The organism is Priestia sp. TGN 0903 (assembly GCF_050846855.1).
GTDB classification, from domain to species: Bacteria; Bacillota; Bacilli; order Bacillales; family Bacillaceae_H; genus Priestia; species Priestia zanthoxyli.
This window is the reverse complement of record NZ_JBOZGL010000015.1, coordinates 1-25,335: the sequence shown is the minus strand read 5'-3', so window position 1 is coordinate 25,335 and position 25,335 is coordinate 1. Positions and strand designations below refer to the sequence as shown.

The 25,335-nt window shown below is 37.8% G+C and carries 23 protein-coding genes and 2 riboswitches; of the genes, 20 read left to right on the top strand and 3 right to left on the bottom strand.

Annotated elements, in window-relative coordinates:
* The first annotated feature begins 35 nt into the window (after positions 1 to 35).
* The gene (locus ACRPLY_RS25420) at positions 36 to 491 is read left to right on the top strand and encodes a VanZ family protein (protein ID WP_228123026.1); all 456 of its coding nucleotides are present in this window, start codon (positions 36 to 38) and stop codon (positions 489 to 491) included.
* A gap of 167 nt (positions 492 to 658) precedes the next feature.
* Here the strand turns inward: ACRPLY_RS25420 and thiC are convergent, their stop codons facing one another.
* Positions 659 to 2,428 carry a phosphomethylpyrimidine synthase ThiC gene (thiC, locus tag ACRPLY_RS25415; RefSeq protein ID WP_028412684.1) on the bottom strand — a complete coding sequence of 590 codons (1,770 nt, stop codon included), beginning with the start codon at positions 2,426 to 2,428 and terminating at the stop codon, positions 659 to 661.
* A gap of 113 nt (positions 2,429 to 2,541) precedes the next feature.
* A riboswitch (TPP riboswitch) is annotated at positions 2,542 to 2,656 on the bottom strand.
* A gap of 81 nt (positions 2,657 to 2,737) precedes the next feature.
* The gene (locus ACRPLY_RS25410) at positions 2,738 to 3,028 is read right to left on the bottom strand and encodes a hypothetical protein (RefSeq protein ID WP_014461804.1); all 291 of its coding nucleotides are present in this window, start codon (positions 3,026 to 3,028) and stop codon (positions 2,738 to 2,740) included.
* A 458-nt stretch (positions 3,029 to 3,486) separates the two neighbouring features.
* Between ACRPLY_RS25410 and ACRPLY_RS25405 the strand changes: the two genes are divergently transcribed.
* The 6 genes from ACRPLY_RS25405 to ACRPLY_RS25380 all read left to right on the top strand — a co-directional run bounded on the left by ACRPLY_RS25405 (position 3,487) and on the right by ACRPLY_RS25380 (position 9,187).
* Positions 3,487 to 4,311, top strand: a complete 825-nt coding sequence (locus ACRPLY_RS25405) for an undecaprenyl-diphosphate phosphatase (protein ID WP_028412683.1) — start codon at positions 3,487 to 3,489, stop codon at positions 4,309 to 4,311.
* Between the two features lie 273 nt (positions 4,312 to 4,584).
* Positions 4,585 to 4,724: riboswitch (cyclic di-AMP (ydaO/yuaA leader) on the top strand.
* Between the two features lie 106 nt (positions 4,725 to 4,830).
* A complete protein-coding gene (locus tag ACRPLY_RS25400; RefSeq protein ID WP_033580866.1) occupies positions 4,831 to 6,090 on the top strand; it encodes a cation:dicarboxylate symporter family transporter in 1,260 nt (419 codons plus the stop codon).
* Between the two features lie 212 nt (positions 6,091 to 6,302).
* On the top strand, positions 6,303 to 7,334 hold the full coding sequence (ytvI, locus tag ACRPLY_RS25395; protein WP_013055188.1) for a sporulation integral membrane protein YtvI: 1,032 nt from the start codon (positions 6,303 to 6,305) through the stop codon (positions 7,332 to 7,334).
* Between the two features lie 159 nt (positions 7,335 to 7,493).
* Positions 7,494 to 8,099, top strand: coding sequence for a DedA family protein (locus ACRPLY_RS25390; RefSeq protein ID WP_013055189.1), 606 nt, complete (start codon positions 7,494 to 7,496; stop codon positions 8,097 to 8,099).
* Between the two features lie 24 nt (positions 8,100 to 8,123).
* Positions 8,124 to 8,915, top strand: a complete 792-nt coding sequence (locus ACRPLY_RS25385) for an EcsC family protein (protein ID WP_033580864.1) — start codon at positions 8,124 to 8,126, stop codon at positions 8,913 to 8,915.
* Between the two features lie 137 nt (positions 8,916 to 9,052).
* A complete protein-coding gene (locus tag ACRPLY_RS25380; protein WP_255256646.1) occupies positions 9,053 to 9,187 on the top strand; it encodes a hypothetical protein in 135 nt (44 codons plus the stop codon).
* 129 nt (positions 9,188 to 9,316) lie between these two features.
* Here the strand turns inward: ACRPLY_RS25380 and ACRPLY_RS25375 are convergent, their stop codons facing one another.
* Positions 9,317 to 10,630, bottom strand: a complete 1,314-nt coding sequence (locus tag ACRPLY_RS25375; protein WP_432232153.1) for an APC family permease — start codon at positions 10,628 to 10,630, stop codon at positions 9,317 to 9,319.
* 321 nt (positions 10,631 to 10,951) lie between these two features.
* On the opposite strand from ACRPLY_RS25375, the gene ACRPLY_RS25370 reads away from it, so the two are divergent.
* The 13 genes from ACRPLY_RS25370 to ACRPLY_RS25310 all read left to right on the top strand — a co-directional run bounded on the left by ACRPLY_RS25370 (position 10,952) and on the right by ACRPLY_RS25310 (position 25,015).
* On the top strand, positions 10,952 to 11,497 hold the full coding sequence (locus ACRPLY_RS25370; protein WP_223546639.1) for a hypothetical protein: 546 nt from the start codon (positions 10,952 to 10,954) through the stop codon (positions 11,495 to 11,497).
* Positions 11,498 to 11,516: 19 nt separating this feature from the next.
* Positions 11,517 to 13,742 carry an alpha-galactosidase gene (locus ACRPLY_RS25365; protein ID WP_099330598.1) on the top strand — a complete coding sequence of 742 codons (2,226 nt, stop codon included), beginning with the start codon at positions 11,517 to 11,519 and terminating at the stop codon, positions 13,740 to 13,742.
* A 413-nt stretch (positions 13,743 to 14,155) separates the two neighbouring features.
* A complete protein-coding gene (gene bioB / locus ACRPLY_RS25360; RefSeq protein ID WP_165636558.1) occupies positions 14,156 to 15,151 on the top strand; it encodes a biotin synthase BioB in 996 nt (331 codons plus the stop codon).
* Positions 15,152 to 15,395: 244 nt separating this feature from the next.
* Entirely contained in the window at positions 15,396 to 15,974 is a 579-nt protein-coding gene (locus tag ACRPLY_RS25355; RefSeq protein ID WP_028412676.1) for a glycerol-3-phosphate responsive antiterminator, read from the top strand.
* Positions 15,975 to 15,994: 20 nt separating this feature from the next.
* Positions 15,995 to 17,110, top strand: coding sequence for an ABC transporter ATP-binding protein (locus tag ACRPLY_RS25350; RefSeq protein ID WP_028412675.1), 1,116 nt, complete (start codon positions 15,995 to 15,997; stop codon positions 17,108 to 17,110).
* Positions 17,107 to 18,042 carry a carbohydrate ABC transporter permease gene (locus tag ACRPLY_RS25345; protein WP_028412674.1) on the top strand — a complete coding sequence of 312 codons (936 nt, stop codon included), beginning with the start codon at positions 17,107 to 17,109 and terminating at the stop codon, positions 18,040 to 18,042. Before ACRPLY_RS25350 ends, ACRPLY_RS25345 begins: the two co-directional genes overlap by 4 nt.
* On the top strand, positions 18,039 to 18,851 hold the full coding sequence (locus tag ACRPLY_RS25340) for a carbohydrate ABC transporter permease (RefSeq protein ID WP_028412673.1): 813 nt from the start codon (positions 18,039 to 18,041) through the stop codon (positions 18,849 to 18,851). The genes ACRPLY_RS25345 and ACRPLY_RS25340 overlap by 4 nt, the downstream gene beginning before the upstream one ends.
* A gap of 13 nt (positions 18,852 to 18,864) precedes the next feature.
* Positions 18,865 to 20,205 carry an ABC transporter substrate-binding protein gene (locus ACRPLY_RS25335; RefSeq protein WP_028412672.1) on the top strand — a complete coding sequence of 447 codons (1,341 nt, stop codon included), beginning with the start codon at positions 18,865 to 18,867 and terminating at the stop codon, positions 20,203 to 20,205.
* Positions 20,206 to 20,291: 86 nt separating this feature from the next.
* Positions 20,292 to 21,029, top strand: a complete 738-nt coding sequence (locus ACRPLY_RS25330; protein WP_028412671.1) for a glycerophosphodiester phosphodiesterase — start codon at positions 20,292 to 20,294, stop codon at positions 21,027 to 21,029.
* A gap of 223 nt (positions 21,030 to 21,252) precedes the next feature.
* Positions 21,253 to 21,576 carry a DUF3870 domain-containing protein gene (locus tag ACRPLY_RS25325; protein WP_028412670.1) on the top strand — a complete coding sequence of 108 codons (324 nt, stop codon included), beginning with the start codon at positions 21,253 to 21,255 and terminating at the stop codon, positions 21,574 to 21,576.
* Between the two features lie 93 nt (positions 21,577 to 21,669).
* The gene (locus tag ACRPLY_RS25320) at positions 21,670 to 22,836 is read left to right on the top strand and encodes a DUF819 domain-containing protein (protein WP_028412669.1); all 1,167 of its coding nucleotides are present in this window, start codon (positions 21,670 to 21,672) and stop codon (positions 22,834 to 22,836) included.
* Between the two features lie 59 nt (positions 22,837 to 22,895).
* Complete coding sequence (locus tag ACRPLY_RS25315; protein ID WP_028412668.1) at positions 22,896 to 23,969, top strand: dipeptide epimerase; 1,074 nt, start codon at positions 22,896 to 22,898, stop codon at positions 23,967 to 23,969.
* Between the two features lie 32 nt (positions 23,970 to 24,001).
* Positions 24,002 to 25,015 (top strand): NlpC/P60 family protein, encoded by a 1,014-nt coding sequence (locus ACRPLY_RS25310; protein ID WP_432232152.1) that lies wholly within the window; start codon positions 24,002 to 24,004, stop codon positions 25,013 to 25,015.
* Positions 25,016 to 25,335: the final 320 nt, after the last annotated feature.

Genomic DNA, 25,335 nt, shown 5'->3' with positions numbered 1-25,335 from the left:
AAATGGTTTGGGGAGTCAAAGAAGGTGATGTTGAAGTGAATGTAAGCATCAGGTCAATCGTTAAAAAAGTCATGTTCATTCTATTTATTGCGTACGGGGCAGTGGTCATTTATGCTACTCTCATACGGGAAAACGAACATGTTTACGGAAAAGCAATGAACTTGGATTTATTTAGTACAATCCGTCTGATGTGGGACAGCGGTAATATAATGCTCACTCTGACAAATATACTGGGAAATATCGTGATGTTTGCGCCGCTTGGAATGTTTATTCCGTTGTTTATGAAGTGGTTTGACGGTTTTATTCAAGTCTTTACGACTGGTTTCTTAATCAGTTTTCTGATTGAAATTTTACAGTACAAGCTAACGGAACGAGTATTTGATATTGATGATATCTTTTTGAATACGCTAGGTACATTTATAGGCTGGGTTATTATTAAAATACTATATTGGATCAAGAACATGCTGAAAGCACGTTTCAAAAAAAGATGAAAGGACTTCTTTACGAAGTCCTTTTTGCATCTTGTTGATAGAAACACTTAATGCAGCGTCTTACGGAAGAATGTGAGGATTCAACGATAATGTGCTGACAATTTTGCTGAACAAATAATAACTTTCCTTCAAGCTGCTTAATTTGTTTTTTAAGCTGTTCTACTTCATTATTGATAGATATTTGAACCACTGTTAACAAACTCTTTAGCTTTTTCTTTCATTCCTTCTTTTCTTACTTCGTTTACATCTTTTTCATTTTCTTGAGCCATGTTACGAATATCTTGAGAAATACGCATCGAACAGAATTTAGGTCCACACATTGAACAGAAATGGGCTGTTTTAGCACCTTCAGCGGGAAGTGTTTCATCGTGATATTCTTTTGCGCGCTCTGGATCTAGTGACAGGTTAAATTGATCATTCCATCTAAATTCAAATCTTGCTTTAGACAGAGCATTATCGCGTTTTTGTGCTCCTGGATGGCCTTTTGCTAGGTCAGCAGCATGCGCAGCAATTTTATAGGTGATAACGCCTTCGCGAACGTCTTCTTTATTCGGGAGTCCTAAATGTTCTTTTGGCGTTACGTAGCAAAGCATAGCTGTCCCAAACCAGCCAATCATTGCAGCACCAATACCTGATGTAATATGGTCATAGCCTGGAGCGATGTCGGTTGTAAGCGGTCCAAGAGTATAGAAGGGGGCTTCCTGGCATATTTCCATTTGTTTATCTACGTTTTCTTTGATGAGATGCATTGGAACATGTCCAGGACCTTCAATCATAACTTGAACATCGTGTTTCCAAGCAATTTTAGTTAATTCACCAAGCGTTTCTAATTCACCGAACTGTGCCTCATCATTAGCATCTGCAATGGAACCAGGACGTAGCCCATCGCCAAGCGAAATAGCAATATCGTATGCTTTACAGATTTCACAGATTTCTTCAAAGCGAGTATATAAAAAGTTCTCTTCATGATGAGCTAAACACCACTGCGCCAAGATGGATCCTCCGCGTGAAACAATACCTGTCGTACGTTTCGCTGTCAGAGGAATATAACGTAAAAGAACACCTGCGTGAATAGTAAAGTAATCAACACCTTGTTCTGCTTGTTCAATTAATGTATCGCGGTATGCTTCCCACGTTAGATCTTCTGCTACGCCTTTTACTTTTTCAAGCGCTTGGTAAATAGGAACGGTCCCTACAGGAACAGGCGAGTTGCGGATAATCCATTCGCGTGTTGTGTGGATATCCTTTCCTGTTGATAGATCCATAATTGTATCGGCTCCCCAACGCGTTGCCCATGTCATTTTTTCTACTTCATCTTCAATAGCTGAACGAATAGCTGAATTTCCGATATTAGCATTAATTTTCACATGGAATTTGCGGCCGATAATCATCGGTTCGCTCTCAGGGTGATTGATATTATTAGGGATAATCGCACGTCCTCTTGCTACTTCTTCACGCACAATTTCAGGATTCATCTGTTCACGAATAGCGATAAATTCCATTTCGGGCGTGATGACTCCTTTTTTCGCATAGTGCATTTGCGTTACATTTTGATTTTTTTTCGCGCGCAAAGGTAAACGTTTAGTGATAAAGCGCTCGTACTGATCTCTTGGATCACCGTCATAATAACCGTTATCCTGTGGCTGAACCGTACGGCCTTGATATGTTTCTACATCGTTTCGTTCTGCAATCCACTTTTCGCGCAGAGCTGGTAATCCTTTTTGTAAATTAATTTCATAAGAGGGATCTGTATAAACACCGCTCGTGTCGTATACACGTACGGGACTATTTTCTTCTTCACCAAAAGACCCTGTAGTAGGAGACTGATGAATTTCACGCATAGGTACTTTAAGGTCTTGTCTGGATCCTTGGACATATACTTTGTGACTGTTTGGAAAAGGCTTTTTCATAGAAACTGATACATTTTGTTTTGACATTACATATTCCTCCGGTTTCGCATAAAGTGTAGCTATACCGAACCATAAAAAAATCGGGTTCTGTGATAGACAGAACCCGATGGAATAGGCAAAAAAAGAATAAAACTATACTATTCTTTTCAAGACTACTTCCCTCCGCTGGTATAACCCAAATCAGGTTCAAAGGGTTAAAGAGTTTTATTGCACTCTTCTCTCAGTCTGAGCTATCAGACACCCCTAGTAGAAATAACATTCAAATTATTCAATTTACGGCTTAAGTTTACCATCATTCGGTAAAAAATCAACCCTTAAATAAAAAAAGCTAGACAATTAGCGTTGTCTAGCAGCATCGATTGCAATCACAATAGCTGTAATAATATGCATGATAAATCCCAAAAATGGAATCCAAGCAACCAGTGAGGTAACAAGCCCTAGTATGTTTCCATAAGCAGATAACCCTCGTCTATTAGCTAAAATGAGTGTGATAGCATGAAGAATAAATCCAATAAAAAGAGGAGTATAGCTAAAGCCCATAACAATCCCCGCGCCAATTAAAGGAATTCCCAGCAAGGCTTCATACCCAGCAGTGACCCATTTCATTGTACGTACATTTCCATTCATAGTAAAAAGCCTCCTAAAAAAGATACTACTATATACGAGAAAAGAGAGAAAAAAGTTTCAAATTACTTGGGGGATATGTCGTATAAGTCAGCCCTATTGGATTAAAATGATAGATGACAGTAAAGGGGGATGGAAAAAACATAATGATTTAGTCATTTTTTCACACTAAAGAAAAATAGTCTAGATGATTCATTTTTAGCTAAGGGACCAGAATTTATACTGAACATAGTGACTGCTTTTTAAAATAAATAAAAGCTGATATCGTGTTTTTTGGTTGTAGCATGTAAGCTTTTTATTACAAATTATTAAAGATTCTTATCTTTTTGCAAATACACATTGTATTTCATAGTTTTAACAATTATGATAAAAAAGCAAGTGTCAAAATAGGAAAATAGTTGAGCATGTAAAACGAAGCGATAAGTTTATTAATTTGAAAGAAAGGCAAGGTACATAGCTTTATGTGGGAAATTATTGTAGCAATCATTTTAGGGATTGTAGAAGGTTTAACAGAGTTTGCTCCTGTTTCGTCAACTGGGCATATGATTATTGTGGATGACCTGTGGTTAAATTCAAAAGAATTATTTTCATCTCCAGTAGCTAATACATTTAAGATTGTTATTCAGCTAGGGTCGATCTTAGCAGTAGTTGTTATTTTTAAAGATCGTTTTATTAATTTATTAGGATTGGGAAAAAAACCAGCTGCTGCAATTGGACCGACAAATCGCTTAAATTTAATGCAGGTAATTGTTGGTTTGTTACCCGCAGGAGTGTTAGGACTTTTGTTTGATGATTACATTGATGAACATTTGTTTTCTTTAAATACGGTGCTAATTGGCTTAGTGGTCGGAGCTGTATTAATGATTCTAGCAGATTTGTTTGGACCTAAACGTCCGCGTGTAGAGACGGTGGACCAAATGTCTTATGGACAAGCACTAGGTATAGGACTGTTTCAATGTATTGCTCTTTGGCCAGGTTTTTCTCGTTCAGGCTCAACGATTTCAGGAGGGGTTCTTCTTGGAATGAGCCATAAGGCAGCCGCAGATTTTACATTTATTATGGCAGTGCCAATTATGGCAGGAGCAAGTGGACTTTCATTGGTTAAAAACTGGCAGTATTTCACATCAGATGCACTACCGTTTTTTATTGCTGGTTTTATCAGCGCCTTTATTTTTGCGCTTATATCGATTCGCTTTTTCTTAAAATTAATCAACCGCATTAAATTAGTTCCGTTTGCCATTTATCGAATTGTCTTAGCGGCTATTCTATATTTTGTATTTTTATAAAATAAATAAGCGTATTTTATAGCCATTTAAACTTCTGATAAAGACTTAAAAAGCAAGAAAAAGCTATTGCAACATTGCAATAGCTTTTTTGCATAAATATATATTATTGTCTTTTGAAAGCGTTTTATAAACATGGGTATTGACAAAACGTGTCGAAAAATAGTAAATTAATATTTGTGCAGTATAAAGTTAAGTAAAAGTAAGACTTCTGTTTAGTTTTATTGACTGTAAAAAACGTATGACAACGTATAGATCGTTTTAATTTTATAAAAATTGAATAATAAGCTTAATCGTATAGAGCGGGGGAATCATTATCGGCAGTAAAGCTGCCTTGGGGTGAATCCTTACAAAAGGTAGGAAACTCTCAATTCCGAATCCGACAGTTAACCTCGTTTGCTTTATTGAGAGAAAGAGCCCAAAATAGCGTAAGTAAAAGGCTGTTCTTTCTTAAGAATAGTCTTTTTTTGTTTTTTCAGAAAAGTATATACAAATGTCATACATCTTTGGGGAGGTACATCTATGAAAAAAATTCGTTTTGGTTTGGCTACGCAGATTTTTACCGGTTTAATCCTCGGTGTTCTTGTAGGAGTAATTTGGTTTAACGATCCGCGTGTAGTAACATACCTACAGCCGCTAGGAGACCTATTTTTAAGATTAATTAAGATGATTGTTATTCCAATTGTTATCTCAAGCTTAGTCGTTGGAGTTGCAGGAGCAGGAAGCGGTAAACAGGTCGGAAAGCTCGGCGTTAAAACCATTCTCTATTTTGAAATTATTACGACTTTTGCAATTATAATCGGTGTATTGGTTGCTAATATTTTTCATCCTGGACAAGGTGTAGACATTCATTCAGCACAGAAGAGTGATATTTCACAATACGTTGAAACATCCGAACAGCAAGAAGGAAAGTCAGTGGCTGAAACGTTCTTACACATTGTTCCGACAAACTTTTTCCAGTCAATTGTTGAAGGGGACATGCTAGCAATTATCTTCTTTACAGTATTGTTCGCACTTGGAGTAGCGGCAATTGGAGAAAGAGGAAAGCCTGTTGTTCAATTCTTTGACGGCGTTTCTCACGCAATGTTTCACGTGGTAAACCTAGTAATGAAAGTGGCTCCGATTGGAGTATTTGCTTTAATTGGTGTAACAGTTTCGAAATTCGGTTTAGAGTCACTCCTTTCATTAGGAAAGCTTGTTATCTTAGTTTACTTAGCGTTAATTTTCTTCCTACTTGTTGTATTAGGAGGAATTGCGAAATGGGCAGGAATTAACATTTTCCACTTATTCCGCTATATGAAAGATGAACTGTTGTTAGCATACAGTACATCTAGTTCTGAGACAGTTCTTCCGCGTATTATGGAAAAGCTTGAAAAGATGGGCTGTCCAAAAGCTATCGTATCGTTTGTTGTACCAATTGGTTATACCTTTAACCTAGATGGTTCTGTTCTTTATCAAGCCATTGCAGCGTTATTCTTAGCGCAAGTGTATGGTATTGATTTAACAATCGTTCAACAGCTGACGCTCATTCTTGTATTGATGGTTACATCTAAAGGAATGGCTGCGGTGCCAGGAACATCATTTGTTGTATTACTAGCTACTCTTGGAACAATCGGCGTTCCGGCAGAAGGATTAGCCTTCATTGCGGGAGTAGACAGAATCATGGATATGGCACGTACGGTTGTTAACTTAGTAGGAAACACACTAGCAGCAATTGTAATGTCTAAATCTGAAGGCAAATTTGACCCTAAAAAAGGTACAGAGGTCATGAGAGCCGGCTAATTTATAAATTTAAAAGCTACTTATTCTATTCAAAAAATTAGAATAAGTAGCTTTTTTCATAATAATTCCTTTATTATTATGGGAATTGACCCTATAATATGTAACATCAGGTATAAAAATATCCAAATTTTATTCTTACATAAAGCAGTCACTGGTTCCTTTCTTTATCAGTAAATATAGAGATAGCTTAGCTAGTTGGGGGATAGTAGAGTATGTGGAAAAAGCGAATATGGGTCATCGCCTCGATAGTAATCGTATGTTTGTTAATCCCTTACAGTTTACCGATTGTGTTTGCTTTATTAACAGCATTAGCACTTGAGGGTATTGTTCAAAAATTACATCAATCTTTTAAAATGAAGAGAGTCTACGCAGTGCTTATGACCTTCATTTTATATGTTGTTTCGCTCATACTTATTGGATTTTTTATTGTTCGGACAATCGTTACGCAAGTGGTAGCTCTTTCAAAAATAGCGCCTTCCTTTGTAAAAGAAATCTATGAAACCGCAATTTATCCAACTATTATTAAGTGGAAGTACTATTCAAACGCTCTTCCTACGGAAGTGATTTCTTCTATCGAGCGCACGCTTGAAAAAACCGTAAATTCATTAGATTCTCTATTAAAAAGTACGGTAGAAATCATCATTAGCTTTGCCGCAACTGTTCCTGGGTTTCTACTAGAGTTTCTTATTTATTTAGTAGCGCTTGTATTTATCAGCCTTGAGCTGCCTGCTATTAAAAATAAAATTAAGTCTTTCTTAACAGAAGAAACGAAATATAAGCTACAAGTTGTCATCACTCAGCTTATCCAAGCCGGGGTTGGTTTTATCAAGGCACAAATTATTTTAAGTGTCATGACGTTTGTAATGGCTTATGTAGGACTTTGGCTATTAGATGTTCCGTATACCGCGCTTCTTAGTTTATTAATTGTAATTGTCGATATCTTACCAATTCTTGGGACAGGCTCGGTGCTCGTTCCATGGGGGATTTTTGCTCTTACTCAAGGACATGACTCATTAGCAATCGGCTTATTTATTCTATTTGGAGTCATTACGGTAGTAAGACGTGTAGTAGAACCAAAAGTATTTTCTACAAATATGGGTATTTCACCTTTGGCTGCATTAGTTAGTTTGTACATTGGATTTAAACTTTTAGGTTTTGTCGGGTTGTTTTTAGGACCGGCTTTAGTTATTTTATACGATGCTCTTCGTAAAGTAGGTATTATTCAAATTAACTTTAAATTATAAAAGCGCTGGATAAAACTAGCGCTTTTTTTATTGAAACTTTTGTAGTACGTCATACGTAAAGAGGGAAAGGAAAAAACTATGTCGCGTTGGTTTTTATCTATCAATCGGCTAAATTATAGTTTTGCAGTCTTAGATTTAATGACATGAGGAGGAGAATTTTTGTTAGAGTCGGTTTTACTTTCTTTAATTGAAGCGCTAAAACAGCTCTCTTATTTTGGCGTAATTTTAGCATTAACGTTTGAGTTTGTCCCCGCAGAGCTTGTTTTACCTTTAGTAGGGTATTGGGTGTACCAAGGTGATATGAACTTGTATCTGGCTATCCTTGCAGGTACAGTAGGCGGTGTGTGTGGACCGTTGACTCTTTATGCACTGGGACGTTACGGTGGACGACCGCTAGTTTTAAAATATGGAAAATATTTTTTGGTGAAAGAAAAAGAAATTGACGCTGCCGATCGCTTTTTTAATAAGTACGGCAGCGGGGTCGCTTTTTTTGGACGGTTTATTCCAGGAGTGCGTACGGCTATCTCTTTTCCATGCGGGATGGCAAAAATGAATGTATGGCTGTTTTCTATTTACACATTTGTTGCGATGCTTCCAGTAACGGCTATTTACGTATATTTAGGATATAAGTTAGGACCTAAGTGGAAAGAGGTGGGTCCGATTGTGTCTCAATACATGCAGCCTATTGGAATCGGAATTGTTGTTTTAATTGCGTTGTTTTTTATCATTAAATATGTGCGGAATAAACAAGTAGGACAGAGCTGATAAATCGAGGAAAAGAGTGAGGATATGTCAGAGCATGAACAATTGAGAATAGAATTGCGAAAAATTGAAAAGTGGGAGAAAGACCAAAAAGGACTTTTTTTCTGGGAGCGGCTGGCTCGCTTGCCTTTTTCAGCTTTAGATAAAGTAACGCCAAAGTTCATTCATCAAAAAATAGAAAAATTATTAGATGAAATTGCCAAGTATGTTGATAATGGAGGCCAGTATTTAGCTAATACGTCTGCCACCCTAGAGAAAGCATCAGCCAAATTACAAGAAAATAAGCAGCTGTCAATAGAGGACATTCAGCATTTATCTCTGCAGGAAATGGATGAGTTGGCGGAGTATTTTATTGAAGTCCGAAAAAAGAATGCGCAGCTGCAAGGAGCTACAACCGGAGTAGGTGGAATTTTCACACTGGCGATTGATATTCCTTTTGTATTGGGACTTACACTTAAGACACTGCAAGAAGTGGCTGTTTCTTATGGTTACGATCCCACTGAGCAAGAGGAACGCATTTTTATGGTCAAATGCATGCAGTTTTCATCCTCTGATATTGTAGGAAAGCGTGCGATTTTAGAAGAATTAGCAAGCGGCAATCGAACGCAGAGCTTGCAGCAGCTCCAAGGTTGGAGAGAAGTGTTTCTAACCTATAGAGACAACTTGGGATGGAAAAAGCTATTTCAAATGATTCCTATAGCAGGGATGGTATTTGGGGCGTATATTAACAAACAAGCAATTAGCGATATAGGAGAAGTTGGAATGATGCTTTACCGTAAAAGACGCATTTTAGAAAAAGTCTCACAATCTAAAAAATAAAAATAGGCTGGTATGAAAGTATTTTAGTTGAAGAAAAATCCGAACGAGTTTGATTCTTAGTTGAGAATCAAATACGTTCGGATTTTTTTTATTGATATAGTAAATGTAGCTTTCATGTATTTAGTTGCCTCTAGGTGTTGATTGGAGGGCAAGGCGAAGACTCCTGCGGAAAAAGCGGAACAGATGAGACCCCGCAGGAGCGCAAGCGACGAGGAGGCTCAACGGCCGCCCGCGGAAAGCGAAGCCTTGCACGGAAATCAACAGCGGTGTAACGAGCGATTCATATTAGATCGTTTACCTTTTTGTTCGTGTGTAGATGGGATTGATTTGTTTATGTCTCAATTACTTTTTTTCGACATTATTTCTGGGGAAATATGTCGAGGTGTGTTAAGCCTATTTCCTTAATCAAAATGAAAAGTAGGAATGGTAATAGTATTTTTTCGTCTGGCAATCAATAAATAAATAATTCCAATTATACTCCATACAATACCGATAAATAAGGATGTTTTTTCTAAGTTAAGCCACATAAAAAATAAAAATAAACTGCCGAGTAAAGGCATAAGTACATATGAAATATATCCACTGAGAGATCGTTTGTTTTGTTGAATAAAATAATGGATAAAAACCGCTATGTTAACTGAACTGAACGCAATTAAAGCACCAAAATTAATTAAAGAGGTAGCTTTTTCAAGAGACAGACTTAGTGAAATTAAAGAGAGACTACCAATAATGACTACGTTCCAAACAGGCGTCTTTGTTTTAGGGTGAATATAGCCAAAAATTCTCCGTGGCAGATAACCATCTTTCCCAATTGCGTAGAGAAGTCTTGATGCACTCATATGTGAGACAAGTCCAGAAGCAATAGTTGATGTTAAGGCTGCTGCTACAAAAATAGATTGAAACAGCTGGCCGCCAATTTTATAAGCGATTTCAGCCGATGCACCTTCTAAATCATTAAACAAAGAGGCTGAAAGGAAAAGAAGCTGAGCAAAGTAAGAAACCGTAATAAATAAGGCGCCTCCCGTACATGCAATAATGAGAATCCCTTTGGGAATGGTTTTCTCAGGCTTAAGTGTTTCTTCAGCCATGGTGGTTACAGCATCAAACCCTAAAAAAGAAAAGCATAAAATAGCTGCTCCGTTTAATAAAAGAGATATAGAAGCCGATTCACTTATAAACGGTTTAAATGATAGCTCTTGCCCTTGAGTTGTAGCACTTAAAATAATAAAGATGATAGCTACTAAAATTTGAAAAGCAACTAATAGCGTACCAAAAGAAACGGTTAAATGAACGCTAAAAATATTCATTATGGTCATGATGACCACAAAGCTGATAATCCATACGGCTTTTGGAACACCTGGAAACAGAGAGCTTAGGTAAATATTTGTCAAAAGTGCATTAATCATCGGTAGAAATAGATAATCAAGAAGAGCCGTCCATCCTACCAAAAAACCAATGCTTGGATTCATTACTTGCTGTGCGTATGTATAAGAAGAACCAGCTCCGGGAAAAGCTTTTACCATTTTTCCATAACTAATGGCTGTGAATAAAATAGCAATCAACGTGAATGCATAAGCACCTGAAACATGTCCATCTGTGGATTCAGTTACAATGCCAAATGTATCGAAAACGGCCATGGGTGCCATGTAGCCTAATCCTATCACGACGATATGCCATAATTTTAGTTGTTTAAGAAGAGAAGGTCCATGATTCATATTTGTCATCCTTTCTGTGTATAATCATTCTGCAATATTTATTATTATACTATATTGTTAGATTTGTCATCTTTTTTTGAAAAAGAAGAGAAAATTGCGCGCTAAGAGATAAAGAGCGTTTAGTTAATTACTAGATAAAGCAAAAAAATGCTTTTTTTCACTTTGATTTTTACCATTGAGTCTAGAAAGCATTTTACATAAAATGAAAGAAAGTAAAAAAGCTTTCGATTAGTATGATCTACTTGTAATAAATACGAAAACAAACTTTTGAATGCGGTTACATTTTTGCGGGTGTATAAACTTATAATGATGATAAAGGAGATGAAGGAAGTGATTGCTACACCCTATATAAACTTGGAGATAAACAAGGGACCAGGTGTGCATGTTGTATTGGATGAAACAAAAAAAGATGGTGTTTATTTTATTAAATTAACGGTCAAGTCGATTAAAAAAAGAAGTCTTCCAAAAATGGCGTTAAAATGGAGCGTTCCGTTGTTAGATATCCAGCTATATAAATCTATACAAACTAGTCAGGGAGATGTGAGTACCTCTTCTGTTCATTGTTTTATGAATAAAAATGGCTCTAACCGCTACACTATTGCATGTTCAGACATACTTCACCCTATTCGGTGTGCCCCCAATTGGAAGGAAATGTGTCTAGATGTGGAGATGAACTTATTTAGTGAAAGCACTTGGTCTCTTCATAGCTACGAAACTGAACTGCGAGTAGATACAAGAATGATTGAAACAGAAGAGTTATTCAAAGATTTAGCGAAATGGTATGAAAGAAAAGAGATTAATCTAGCATCTGCTGTTGAGCATGCAACGGCAATAGATGAAAAAGGAAATGTCTCGTTAGATATTTGATGGTGAGGAGAGAGATAAAGTGGGGATCTTATTTAATGAACGTACAAAGGAGTTTCACCTGCAGGGCCGCGATGTAAGTTATATCTTTTCAGTGTTGAGAAACGAGCAGCTTGGTCACTTATACTATGGAAAAAAGCTTAAGCACCGTCCGTCTTTTCAGCATTTTTTACGTGTGGAAACAAGAGGAGCTAGCGCTTCGGTCTATGAAGGAGAACTAGCATTTTCTCTTGAAACAATCAAACAAGAGTATCCTTCTTATGGGACAACAGACTTCAGAGAGCCAGCCTACCAACTTCTTCAGCAAAACGGAAGCCGAGTCACCAATTTTGAATACGATAACCATAAAATTTACAAGGGCAAGAAGTCATTAAACGGCTTACCTGCTACATACGTAGAAGAAGAGAGTGAAGCCACGAGTGTAGAAGTTGAACTGATTGATAAATTGCTCAATGCATCACTTATTTTAACGTATACCGTTTACGAAGACCGAAATATTATTACGCGTCACGCACGATTTGAACATAGAGGAGAAGAACCAGTCGATATTTTGCGTATCATGAGCGGCAGCATTGATTTGCCCACATCAAACTATGAAATGGTTCAGCTTTCCGGTGCTTGGATTCGAGAGAGACACGTGAAAACAAGAATGCTTCAGCCGGGTATTCAAAGTATTTCTAGTGCGAGAGGTACAAGCAGCAGTCAGCAAAACCCATTTTTAATTTTAAAGAATCCAGCTGCAACTGAACACAGTGGAGAAGCGTACGGTTTTAGTCTTGTATACAGCGGAAACTTTCTTGGACAAGTGGAAGTAGATCACTATAATGTATCAAGAATAACGATGGGTATTCATCCTTTTGATTTTCAGTGGCGACTAGAAAGTGGACAAACTTTTCAATCACCAGAACTAGTATTGGCTTATTCAAATAACGGGCTAAACGGTCTTAGCCAAGAGTATCATGAGCTTTATCGCAAGCGTCTCGCTAGAGGAAAATGGCGGGATTTAGAGCGACCAGTTTTAATTAATAACTGGGAAGCGACGTATTTTGATTTTAACGAAGAGAAAATTGTACACATTGCCAAAGAAGCACAAAAGCTGGGCGTTGAACTTTTTGTATTGGATGACGGCTGGTTTGGTAAACGTAATGATGATACAACTTCTCTTGGAGACTGGTTTGTAGATGAAAAAAAGCTTCCGGGCGGTATGAAATCATTGGCTCAAAAAGTAACGGATTTAGGTATGGACTTTGGATTATGGTTTGAACCTGAAATGATTTCAAAGCAAAGCAACTTGTATGAAAAGCATCCAGATTGGTTGATTCATGTGCCAAATCGTCATCAGTCTCATGGACGAAATCAATATGTGCTTGATTTTTCACGAGAAGAAGTAGTGAATTATATTTATGAACGAATGGAAGCTATTTTAAGTGAAGCACCTATCTCGTATATAAAATGGGATATGAACCGAAATATAACGGAGATTGGATCTGTTGGGCTACCCGCGAATCGCCAGTTTGAAGTAGTACATCGCTACATTTTAGGAGTATATGATTTGTATGAGCGACTAACAAAGAAGTTTCCGGATATTTTATTTGAATCGTGTGCAAGCGGGGGCGCTAGATTTGATCCGGGAATGCTTTATTATGCTCCTCAAGCTTGGACGAGCGATAACACGGACGCGATTGAACGTCTAAAAATTCAGTACGGCACTTCTTTTGCTTATCCAATCAGTTCAATGGGAGCACACGTATCAGCCGTACCAAATCATCAAGTACGCAGAGTAACAAGTCTAGAAACAAGAGGAGACGTTGCGTATTTTGGCGCATTCGGTTATGAGTTAGATGTTACGCTGATGACAGAAGATGAAAAAGAAACGGTAAAAAAACAAATTCAGTATTATAAAAAATACCGATCTCTTATTCAAAATGGAAGATTCTATCGATTAAAAAGTCCGTTTGAACAAGATGGAAATGTGACGAGCTGGATGGTTGTTTCATCCGATCAAAAGCAGGCAATCATCGGTTATTATCAAGTATTAGCTAGATCAAATCCTTCTTATGAACGCATTGAGCTAAAAGGGCTTCATCCTGATTATGAATATACAGTGATGGAAACAGACCAAACAGCTTATGGAGATGAGCTCATGTACGCAGGAATTGCTCTAACTCATGAATATCCGGGTGTTGAAGCATACGATAAAAAATCTGGAGACTTTGTATCGGTTATTTACACACTGCAAGCGCAATAAGCAAAGAGGCTGGGACATAACGAAATAAATCCAATCGAAAGATGAACAAATGAGATACATGAGCTGGACTGCTTATGACACCGCAATTGATTTCCGTGCAAGGCTTCGCTTTTGCTCCTGCGGGGTCTCACCTGTTCCGCTTTTCCCGCAGGAGTCTTCGCCTTGCCCTCCAATCAACTGCTAGAAGGAACGAAACAAATAAAACGATATGCATCATCCAAAAAAAAACGAACCACTCATCAAAGAGGTTGATGAATGGTTCGTTTTTTACTTGGGCTCAACTACTTTTGTCCCAGCCTCTTTAAGTTAACTATTATTTATGAAGTGTTGACATAAAAGGCGTGATAATGGTAACTTTTAGTTATAATTGTTAACTTTATATTTTTTTAGTTTACTAAAGTGGAGGGGAATCGATGGAAACCACAAGTTTAAGAGATTGGAAAGCACTTGCTCAGTCTATTATTAAAGGGAAAGAAATTACATATAAAGAAGCGCTTCAACTTCTTCATGTACCGGATGAAGAAGTGTTAGAGGTCATGAATGCCGCGTACTTAATTCGTCATCATCATTATGGGAAAAAAGTAAAGCTTAATATGATTATTAATACTAAATCGGGTTTATGCCCAGAAGACTGTGGATATTGTTCGCAGTCGATTGTATCAGAAGCGCCGATTGATAAGTATGCGTGGTTAACAAAAGAGAAAATTGTAGAAGGTGCTTTTGAAGCTCAAAAAAGAAAAGCAGGTACATATTGTATCGTAGCGTCAGGCCGCCGCCCTACTGATAAAGAAGTAGCGCACGTAGTGGGAGCGGTAAAAGAAATTCGTCAAAAGACAGACTTGAAAATCTGTGCCTGTCTAGGATTTTTAACAGATGATCAAGCACACGAACTAGTCGAGGCGGGTGTTCATCGCTATAATCATAATTTAAATACTCACGCTGATAACTATGACAATATTTGTTCTACGCATGGCTATGAAGATCGAGTCGATACGGTTACTACATCTAAAAAAGCAGGTTTGTCACCTTGTTCCGGTGCAATTTTTGGAATGGGCGAGACAAATGAACAAGCCGTTGAATTAGCTTTTCAAATTAAAAAGTTAGATGCAGATTCTATTCCATGCAATTTTCTTGTTGCCGTTCCAGGAACGCCTCTAGAAGACAAAAAGGCGTTAAAGCCAATGCAATGCTTAAAGCTGTTAGCGATGATGCGTTTTGTAAATCCAACCAAAGAAATTCGAATTTCAGGAGGCAGAGAAGTTAACCTCAGATCACTTCAGCCGCTTGGTTTGTTTGCTGCAAACTCAATTTTTGTAGGCGATTATTTAACGACTCAAGGTCAAGAACCTACAGCTGACTGGGGATTAATTGAAGATTTAGGATTTGAAATCGAAGAATGTGCACTGTGAAGCCGTTGAGAAATCAACGGCTTTTTTTATCTTCAGCAGATTTACAGGAACTATACGTTTACTTTACAAAACTCAACAGCTTCTTTATATTGCCTTCACAAATAACCATTATTATAAAACATGTGAACGATAAGTGAATAGTTACTAAGGTTATGAAATTGAGAAACCACAAAAAACAATAGGTCTATATAAACATCCTATGCGTTTTTTGTGGTTTTTTTATAAATGAAAGGAAGGAATCGTTTTGAATAAGGAAGCAGATTTCTTACAACAGCTTGGACAAGATCGTTTAATTGCATCCATTAAAAGTCCGAAAAATTTAGAGCAATTTTTAGAAACAGAGATCCAGGCCGCCTTTTTATTAACGGGAAACATCAGTGTAATTAAACGCTATGTAGATTTACTCAAACAGCATAATCGAACGGTTTTCTTACACATTGAAAAAATTCCGGGAATTAGCTATGACCGGGAAGGGCTTAAATTTCTCGCTAAGTTTGTAAAGCCCACAGGTATCGTAACCACTAAAAGTTCACTCATTAATTACGCAAAACAGGAAGGGCTGGTTGCTATTCAGCGGCTGTTTTTAGTGGATACAGACGCAGTAGCACAAGGGTTAAAAACCGTTCAAGATATTAAACCGGATGCATTAGAACTAATGCCAGGATTGATTCCGGAGATGATAGAGAAAATCGTTAAAAAAACAAGTATCCCTATTATTACAGGTGGACTCATTCAAAATGAAAGCCATATCCAAGCTGCTTTAAAAGCAGGGGCTACGGCAGTTTCTACAGGAAAATCATGGCTGTGGAAAAAATATGAATGAGCGAGAAAGGAGCGTTTTTAATGAAAAAAGTAGAGTTAGTTAACGTTGGAAAGTCATACGATCAAAAAACAAATGTCATTCAAGATATTAATGTCACAATTGAACCTGGAGAATTCTTCGTATTAGTAGGTCCTTCAGGGTGCGGGAAAAGTACAATGCTGCGAATGATTGCCGGATTAGAAGAAGTCACACAGGGAGAGTTGCTAATCGGGGATGTAAAAGCAAATAAACTGCTTCCAAGTCAGCGCGATTTGTCCATGGTGTTTCAAAACTATGCTTTATATCCGCATTTGACAGTAGAACAAAATATTCTTTTTGGTCTGCATACAAAGAAGATTTCAAAGCAAGAACAGCACAAGCGCTGCAGGGAAGCAGCAGAAATGCTTGGTTTAAGTGAATATTTAAAACGAAAGCCTAGACAGCTTTCGGGAGGACAGCGTCAGCGTGTAGCACTCGCACGTGCTATAGTTACTCATTCACCTATTTGCCTGATGGATGAGCCGTTATCCAACTTGGATGCGAAGCTGCGAGCAAAGATGAGATCAGAAATTCGCCAGATTCAGCGTAAGTTAGGTATTACGATGATTTATGTCACGCATGATCAAACGGAAGCGATGACGATGGCGGATCGAATGATGATTTTAAATGGAGGTAATATTCAGCAGGTTGGGCGTCCGCTCGATATTTACAATGCACCGGCAAACACGTTCGTAGCGTCGTTTATAGGTTCTCCCCCTATGAACTTATCAAACGTTTCTATAGAAAATAACTTACTCGTTTTTGAAGATAGAAGAGCTATTTCTATGAGTGCATCATACAACAACCTTAGCGGTAAAAAGGAAGTTGTGGTTGGAGTAAGACCTGAGCACGTTCAGCTTGCGACAAACGACAACACCAGCTTTATCGTAGAGGTAGATAATGTCGAAATTCTAGGAACGGAAACACTGCTTACATTTCAAATGGGAGACAAACAGTGGATGGCTAAGTGGAACGGTCAATGGAATATAAAAGTGGGAGAGCGCGTCCCTATTTTTATCGATCCAAAACACCTGTTTTTATTTGATAGTGATACAGGTTCATGCTTGCACTATGAACCATCAACGGAAGATTTAACTGTAAAGGGGGCATTTGTATGAGTGCTGTTACCAAAACAGCAAACTCGCCTGTTTCTGTTTCATCAAATCCACAAGAAAAGAAGTCAATGCCTAACCTATTGGTAGGATTATCTTACTTGCTGCCATCATTATTGTTATTTGGTGTATTTCTTTTCTACCCAATGATTAAGACCTTATATTTAAGTCTTTTTATTACAGACACACAGGGAAATCCCTTGAAATTTGTAGGATTACAAAATTTCTTTTATCTATTTACAGATCCAAACTTTTTACAAAGTATGAAAGCCACTTTTTTATTTGTACTATACACGGTGCCTATTGGCTTAATTATTGCATTATTCCTAGCGCTAATCGCAAATGAAAAGCTAAAAGGAATTGGTTTTTTCAGAACAATGTTTTCATCTACGATGGGAATGAGCGTAGCGGCTTCTTCTGTAATTTGGATGTTTATGTATAACCCGACAATCGGTGTTATTAATAAAGTATTAAATCTTGTAGGCATTCATGATGTGCAGTGGTTATTAGATCCTAAGTATGCGCTGATTGCTGTGTCCATCTCTACGATTTGGATGAACATTGGGTTTACCTTTTTAATTTTACTTGGCGGGTTACAAAATATTGATGAAAAGCTGTATGAAAACGCGCGTATTGCTGGAGTTAGCTATTGGTATCAGCTCCGTAAAATTACGCTTCCTATGCTTTCGCCAACGCTGTTTTTTATTATCACCGTTTCGTTTATTAACGCGTTTCAAACGTTTGGACAAATTGACATTTTAACAAAAGGCGGGCCTACAGATTCCACAAATGTCATTGTTTATTCAATCTACAAAGATGCATTTGTAAACTATAATGTTGGCTCTGCAAGTGCTCAAGCTACAATTTTGTTTTTCTGTATTCTACTGGTTACGGCTCTTCAATTTAAGCTTGGAGAAAGGAAGGTACATTATCAATGAGCATCACGAGAAAATGGACAACTTATTTGTTACTCATTGCAGCTACTTTAGTATTGATGTTTCCTATTCTATACGCTTTTTCCATTAGTTTTATGAGTGGAGCGGAAGTGTTGGAAGGGAAGATTTGGCCATCATCTTTTTCATTTGAAAACTATCGGGATGCTTTTGAAAAAGTTCCGCTGCTTCATTATTTAATTAATAGTTTTGCTGTATCTATTTTTGTCATGGCTGGGCAGCTGTTAGTTTCAAGTTTGGCTGCTTTTGCATTTGTATTTATTAAATTTAAAGGAAGAGATGCTATTTTCTTTCTCTTTATTTCTACGATGATGATTCCATGGGAAGCAACGATGGTTCCTAACTTTTTAACAGCACAAAAGCTAGGCTGGATTAATAACTATTTGGGATTAACAATTCCTTTTTTCGCCTTAGCATTTGGAACATTTTTATTGCGTCAACAGTTTAAAACCATTCCGGGCGAGCTGTATGAAGCTTCTCAAGTCGCAGGGATCAGCCGCTTTCGTTTCTTTTGGAATGTTGTGCTTCCTGTTTCTAAAACAAGTCTAGTTACGCTTGGCGTATATAGCTTTTTAACAACATGGAATATGTATTTATGGCCACTGTTAGTTACAAATACAGAGGATGTTCGTACCGTTCAGATTGGTTTAAAACAAATGCAAACGCAGGAGATTTCAACTGATTGGGGAGTGGTTATGGCCGCTGTCGTAGTTGTTATTATACCGACATTATTACTATTATTCCTAGGTCAAAAACGTCTTCAAAAAGGATTAACACAAGGTGCAATTAAATAGGAGAGTGAATGTGATGAAAAAGATATTGGCTATCGTAACGGCATGCTTGCTAGTCATTCTAGGCGCTTGCTCAAACTCAACTGGTTCTTCGGAAGCGCAAGAAACTAAAAAAACAGCATCAGGTAAAACAGAAGTCGTTTTTTGGCACGCCATGAGCGGTGACCTTGAAAAATCACTCAATAAAATAGTCGATGAGTACAATAAATCTCAGGATAAAGTTGAAGTAAAGCCCGTTTTCCAAGGAACGTATGAGGAAGCACAAACAAAATTTAATACGGTAGCAGGAACTAAAGATGCACCTGCTATCATGCAAACGTTCGAAGTAGGAACGAAATTCATGATAGACAGTGGTAAGGTTCAGCCTGTTCAAAAATTCATTGATGAAGACCACTACGATACTTCACAGTGGGAGAAAAATATTTCAAGCTATTACCAAGTAGATGGAAAGCAATATTCAATGCCGTTTAACTCTTCAACACCTGTGTTAGTTTACAACAAAGATGCCTTTAAAAAAGCAGGGTTAGATCCTGAAAATCCACCAAAAACGTATGATGAATTAAAGGCAGCTGCAAAGAAACTAACAGAGAAACAAGGAAATAAAACATCACAATACGGTTTTTCAATTCTAAATTACGGATGGTTCTTTGAAGAGCTAGTTGCTTCTCAAGGCGGTTTGTATGTAGATCACGAAAACGGTCGTAAAGGGGATGCCGAGAAGGCAGTATTTAATGGAAAAGAAGGACAAAACGCATTTAATTTAATCAATGACATGTACAAAGAAGGTACTTTCTACAATGTAGGGCAAAACTGGGACGATATGCGCGCAGCATTTCAATCTAAAAAAATTGCAATGTTTTTAGATTCATCAGCAGGTATTAAAACATTAGTAGACAATGCTCCATTTGATGTGGGTGTATCAGATCTTCCTGTGCCAAAAGAAGAGGATCGCCAAGGAGTAGCTATCGGGGGAGCATCTTTATGGATGTCTAAAGGAATTAGTGATGAAACATCTAAAGCGGCGTGGGACTTCATGAAATATTTAGCAACACCAGAAGTTCAGGCAAAATGGCACGTGGAAAGTGGCTATTTTGCGGTTAATCCTAAAGCATATGATCAAGAAATCGTAAAGAAAGAATGGAAAAAATATCCTCAACTAAAAGTGACGGTTGATCAGCTTCATAAAACTAAATCAACTCCGGCAACACAAGGCGCTTTAATTTCGGTATTTCCGGAATCACGCCAAAAGGTAGTAACAGGAATGGAGAGCCTGTACCAGGGAGTAAAGCCGAAACAAGCACTTGATCAAGCAGCAAAAGAAACAAATAGAGCATTAGAAGTAGCCAATCAAAAATAACGTATGATTACGAAGCTCGTCTTTCAAGTTATTTTGAAGACGAGCTTTTTATTTAGTGAATGACTAGTTAGGGGAGATAGAGGACAATGAATAATTCAATTGATCTTTATGCGCATCGCGGCTTTAGCGGACGATATCCTGAAAATACAATGATTGCATTTGAAGAAGCTAGAAAAATGCGAGTTTCAGGTATTGAATTGGATGTACAACTAACCAAAGACGGAGAAATAGTAGTGATTCACGATGAACGAATTGACAGAACGACGAATGGAATGGGATATGTTCAAGAATTTTCATATAAACAGCTGCGGTTATTCGATGCTGGAAGCTGGTATGATTCTCGTTTTTCTAAACAATCAATTCCCACGTTAATAGAAGTGTTTGAGTGGATGATGGACAAAAAGACAGAAATGACCGTGAACATTGAATTAAAAAATGACCAAATTTACTATCCAAAACTTGAGGAAAAAGTTCTTCGTCTAATCGATGAGTTTGATTTAGAAGATCAAGTTATTTTGTCATCTTTTAACTATGATAGCTTGGCTAAAGTGAGATCTCTCCATTCATATATCCCAACAGGATTTTTATTTGAAGGGGTGAGTGAAGATGCGATTGGAAAAGCAAAATCGATAGGTGCGCACCTGCACTGTGATATGTCGTTTGCTCTTTCTTCGTACGGGAAAAAAGCAAAGCAAGAAGGATTAGACTTACGAGTATATACAATTAATGAACTGAATGACTTTTTGAAGCTCCAGCAGGCTTCAGTAAAAGTAGTGATGACAGATTACCCTAACCGTTTTTCCTCTACAATGTTCAAAGGATGACGAAGAAAGGCCGTATGTATTCGTACGGCCTTTTTTATAGGGTAAATATTATTTTATTCTGAATAGTATAAAATTTATATTGTGAAATTGTTTTATAGATGATATATTGAGAGTAGATTATAATGTTCCTTATGAAAGCGAATACATGTTGCGTAGCTCCGCAAACGTTCATTTGCCGGTCCCTAGCATCGTCTGTTATCTCTTTTAGGAGGAATAAAAAATCATGTATGATCAAGATACTATCTATATTATTGGAGATGCCAAAGCTCCTCAAAGCAATCCGATTACTAAAAAGTTCAATCAGTATTTTTTAGGATTGGTAGTTGATAAAACAAATGGAAAAATTATTGATGTGGAATGCTCAGCGACGATTGAGTTAACCGTTCGATTTGTTCAATCAATTTTTATTGGACGTCATATAAGTGATCCCACCCTTATAGACGACATTAACAGCCGCTACTTCGGGTCTTCCCAAAAAGCGCTGGTGGTAGCGTTTCATGATGCACAGAAAAAATATCAGCAAATAACAGCTGCTTTGTCTACATAGACCTAGACGAAATCCAGCCTGACGTTTTCAAACGTTGGGCTGGATTTTGTTTTGCATAAAAACATTTTCGGGGAGATGAAGGGGGAAGAATAAATGATTCAAGATGGATTTATGTATGTGAGTGTGTTAACTGCCTTTGCTGCGCTCATGGTAGGGATTGAAAAACGATTTAAAGCCAATGGATTTTTTAAGTTTATTCCAGGTATTGTACTTATTTATATAGGAGCGGCTCTTATGCAAACGGCAGGATTATTCGGGGATAGCGAGTCAAATGCCGCCATGTATGCAGGCGTTAAAAATGCACTTCTTCCTGCTATGCTGATGCTTATGCTGTTAAAGTGTGATGTTCGAAGTGTAATTAAACTTGGTCCAAGAATGCTGGGAGGATTCATCGTTGCGGTTTTTAGTATAATGATAGGCTTTTTCCTCGTCTATGCCATCTTTAAGAATTTCTATGTAGAGGATACGTGGAAAGCTTTTGGTGCTTTATCAGGAAGTTGGACCGGTGGGTCAGCTAACATGGTTGCCCTTCAAGGGATTTTGGATGTTCCAGAAAATATATTTGGCTACGCTCTTATGATGGATACGATTAACTATGCCGTATGGGTTATGTTTATGTTTTGGCTTGTACCATTTGCATCTAAATTTAATAAATGGACAAAAGCAGACGTCAGCTTTATTGAGAATAGTATAGATGAAGTCGCAGCAACATCTGAAAGCGAAAAAGAAGGTCCTCAGTTTCAGCATCTTCTTTATTTGCTTGGGCTAGGTTTGTTCGTTTCGGCATTGTCTACATTTATCGGAGGGCGTTTGCCTGAAGTGGGAGCCGTTATTAATGCAACGAGCTGGACGATTATGATTGCTTCTGTCGTTGGTTTAGTGCTTGCTGTAACTCCAGCGGCAAAAATTCCAGGTACGCTCGATGTATCAAACGTTATGTTATACATCGTTGTAGCGTTAATTGCTTCTCAATCAGATTTTTCAAATTTAGTTCAGGCTCCTATTTACTTAGTATCTGGTTTTCTCATTATGTTCGTCCACTTAGTGATCATGCTGTTGCTAGCTAAACTATTTAAATATGATTTATTTACGCTCGGGGTAGCCAGTTTAGCTAATATTGGCGGAATGGCGTCTGCTCCAATGCTTGCAGCTGCTTATAACCGTGCACTGATTCCGGTAGGAGTCATTATGGCTCTGATGGGTTCCTTCTTAGGTACTTATTTTGGTATGATGATCGCCAAAATTTTAGGGGCGATCTAAGAATAAACCAAAATAGGTATAAAAGAACATGTGTGCTGAATCGAAAGGAAGCGATTGAAATGATAATTAAAGACATAACTGTAAAGCATCAAACCGTTCCACTGCTCGTTCCGTTTAAAACAGCGCTTCGAACAGCAACAGAGATAGACAGCATAAGTGTAGAGATTCAGTTAGAAAACGGAATAAAAGGAAAAGGAGCGGCTTCGCCAACATATGTTATTACAGGCGATTCTTTAGAAGGCATTCAAGCTGCACTTCAAGGACCTATTAAACTAGCGCTAATAGGGGAGGATATACGTCAGTTTCAAAAACTCTTAAAAAAAATTCAAAGCTGCTGTATTCACAATTCAAGTGCTAAAGCGGCTGCTGATATCGCTTTGCATGATGCTTATACAAAGTTTCTCAACATTCCTTTATATGCTTTCTTGGGCGATAAGCAGCCTATCTCTACGTGTATGACGATAAGTGTTGATACACCTGAAAAAATGGCTGAAGACGCACAAAAAAGTGCAGCGGACGGATTTGACATTTTAAAAGTGAAGGTAGGTTCAATTCCTGAGCTAGACCTTGAGCGTATTAAACATATTCGATCTGTCATTCCGGATCATGTAAAACTTCGGTTGGATGCAAATCAAGGATGGACTCCAAAACAAGCAGTGCAATTAATTAATGAAATGGAAGCTCTCAATTTCGGTATTGAACTGGTAGAACAGCCTGTCGTTGCTCATGATTGGGAAGGGTTAAAGTTTGTGACTGAACGAGTAAACATACCCATTATGGCAGATGAGAGTCTATTTTCTGCCAAAGATGCATTAAGGCTTGTAAGCGGGCGGTACGTGGATCTTTTAAATATTAAGCTAATGAAGTGCGGAGGCATTAATGAAGCAAGAAAAATCGCGAGTATTGCTGAGGCGAACGGTGTTGCGTGTATGATTGGAAGCATGATGGAACCATCACTTTCCGTGGGAGCAGCTGCTCATCTGGCAGCCGCTCATCCAAATATCACGTATTTTGACTTAGATGCTCCTCTTTGGCTTTCAACTGAACTGGATGTGTTAAAGTACAGCGGTCAAGAGGTTTTCTTATCAGATCTTCCTGGAATAGGAGAAATCACCGTTCCTATCTCAAAATAAAAAGATAGTAATATAGTAGAAGGAGAGAGACGATGAATATAAAACGTTGGCTTTTGACGGTAACAACAGTTATTTTAGCTACATTTGGAGTCAGTGCAGTTCCTTCTGTTCATGCTTCTGAAGAAAAAGAAACTGCTTATATAGATGTCGCAGCAGCTACTCTTTGGACAGCACCAAACATCTTGCGTGAAGTGGACGCTCCGTCAGCTACTAATCCTGTAGATATGAAGAAGTGGACCACATCGATGAATTTGAAACAGAAGCAGCAGTTATCTAGTGACGGGATGCTTGAGACACAAGCGTTATATGGAAACAAAGTAACGGTTTTAGAGAGACAAGGAGATTGGGTCAAAGTAGCTGTAGACGGACAGCCTACTTCTCGAAATGAATTAGGATATCCCGGGTGGATGCCTACTAAACAATTAACCTATAGCAAAAGGTACGAACAGTATGTAAAGAAGCCTTTTATAATGGTGACGGCTCCGACTACTTATTTATATCATTCGCCTTCTTTGAAAAAGAAAGGTATTGAAGTTAGCTATAATACGCGCTTACCTCTTTTGGTAAAATCAAAGAGTGCATATAAAGTATTAAAACCAAATGGAAAGACAGCATGGGTTTCTGCAAAAGCAGGAAAAATCTACGCTTCTCAAAAAGATATTCCTGTACCAACTGGCACGGAGCTTGTTGAAAGCGGAAAGGCATTTTTAAACCTTCCATATTTATGGGCTGGCATGAGTGGTTTTGGATTTGACTGCTCTGGATTTACGTTTACGATGTACCAGTCCCATGGTATTACAATTCCACGTGACTCAGGCCCACAGTCTAGAGCAGGGAAACCAGTAGAGATGAACAATCTTCAACCCGGAGACTTATTATTCTTTGCCTATAACCAAGGAAAAGGAAGCGTCCACCATGTAGCAATGTATGCGGGAGATGGTATGATGATTCATTCGCCGAACTCCGAGCGGACAGTAGAGATGATTCCTTTAAACACGAAGGAGTATATTGAAGAGTATGCAGGTGCACGTCGTTATTTACCTTAATTAGTAAGATAAGAAAGAAGCTCTTTTTGTGAAGGGCTTCTTTTTTAATATAGGTATAAATAAAAATTAGAAAATTTAGATTATTTATGTTTAACTACTTCTCAGTAGGGGAAGAAGTAAAGTAAGAAAAAAACGTTTTTCTTCTCGAAACATATTGACTTTATGTGCAGGGCATTATATTATTATAAAGCGTCGTTGAGACATAACAGTAACAATGAAGCTAAAAAAAAGAATTTTAAAAATTTGTTGACATTACGTCGGTAACTTGATAAGATAATAAAGTCGCTTAAGAGCGGCGGTTGAACTTTGAAAACTGAACA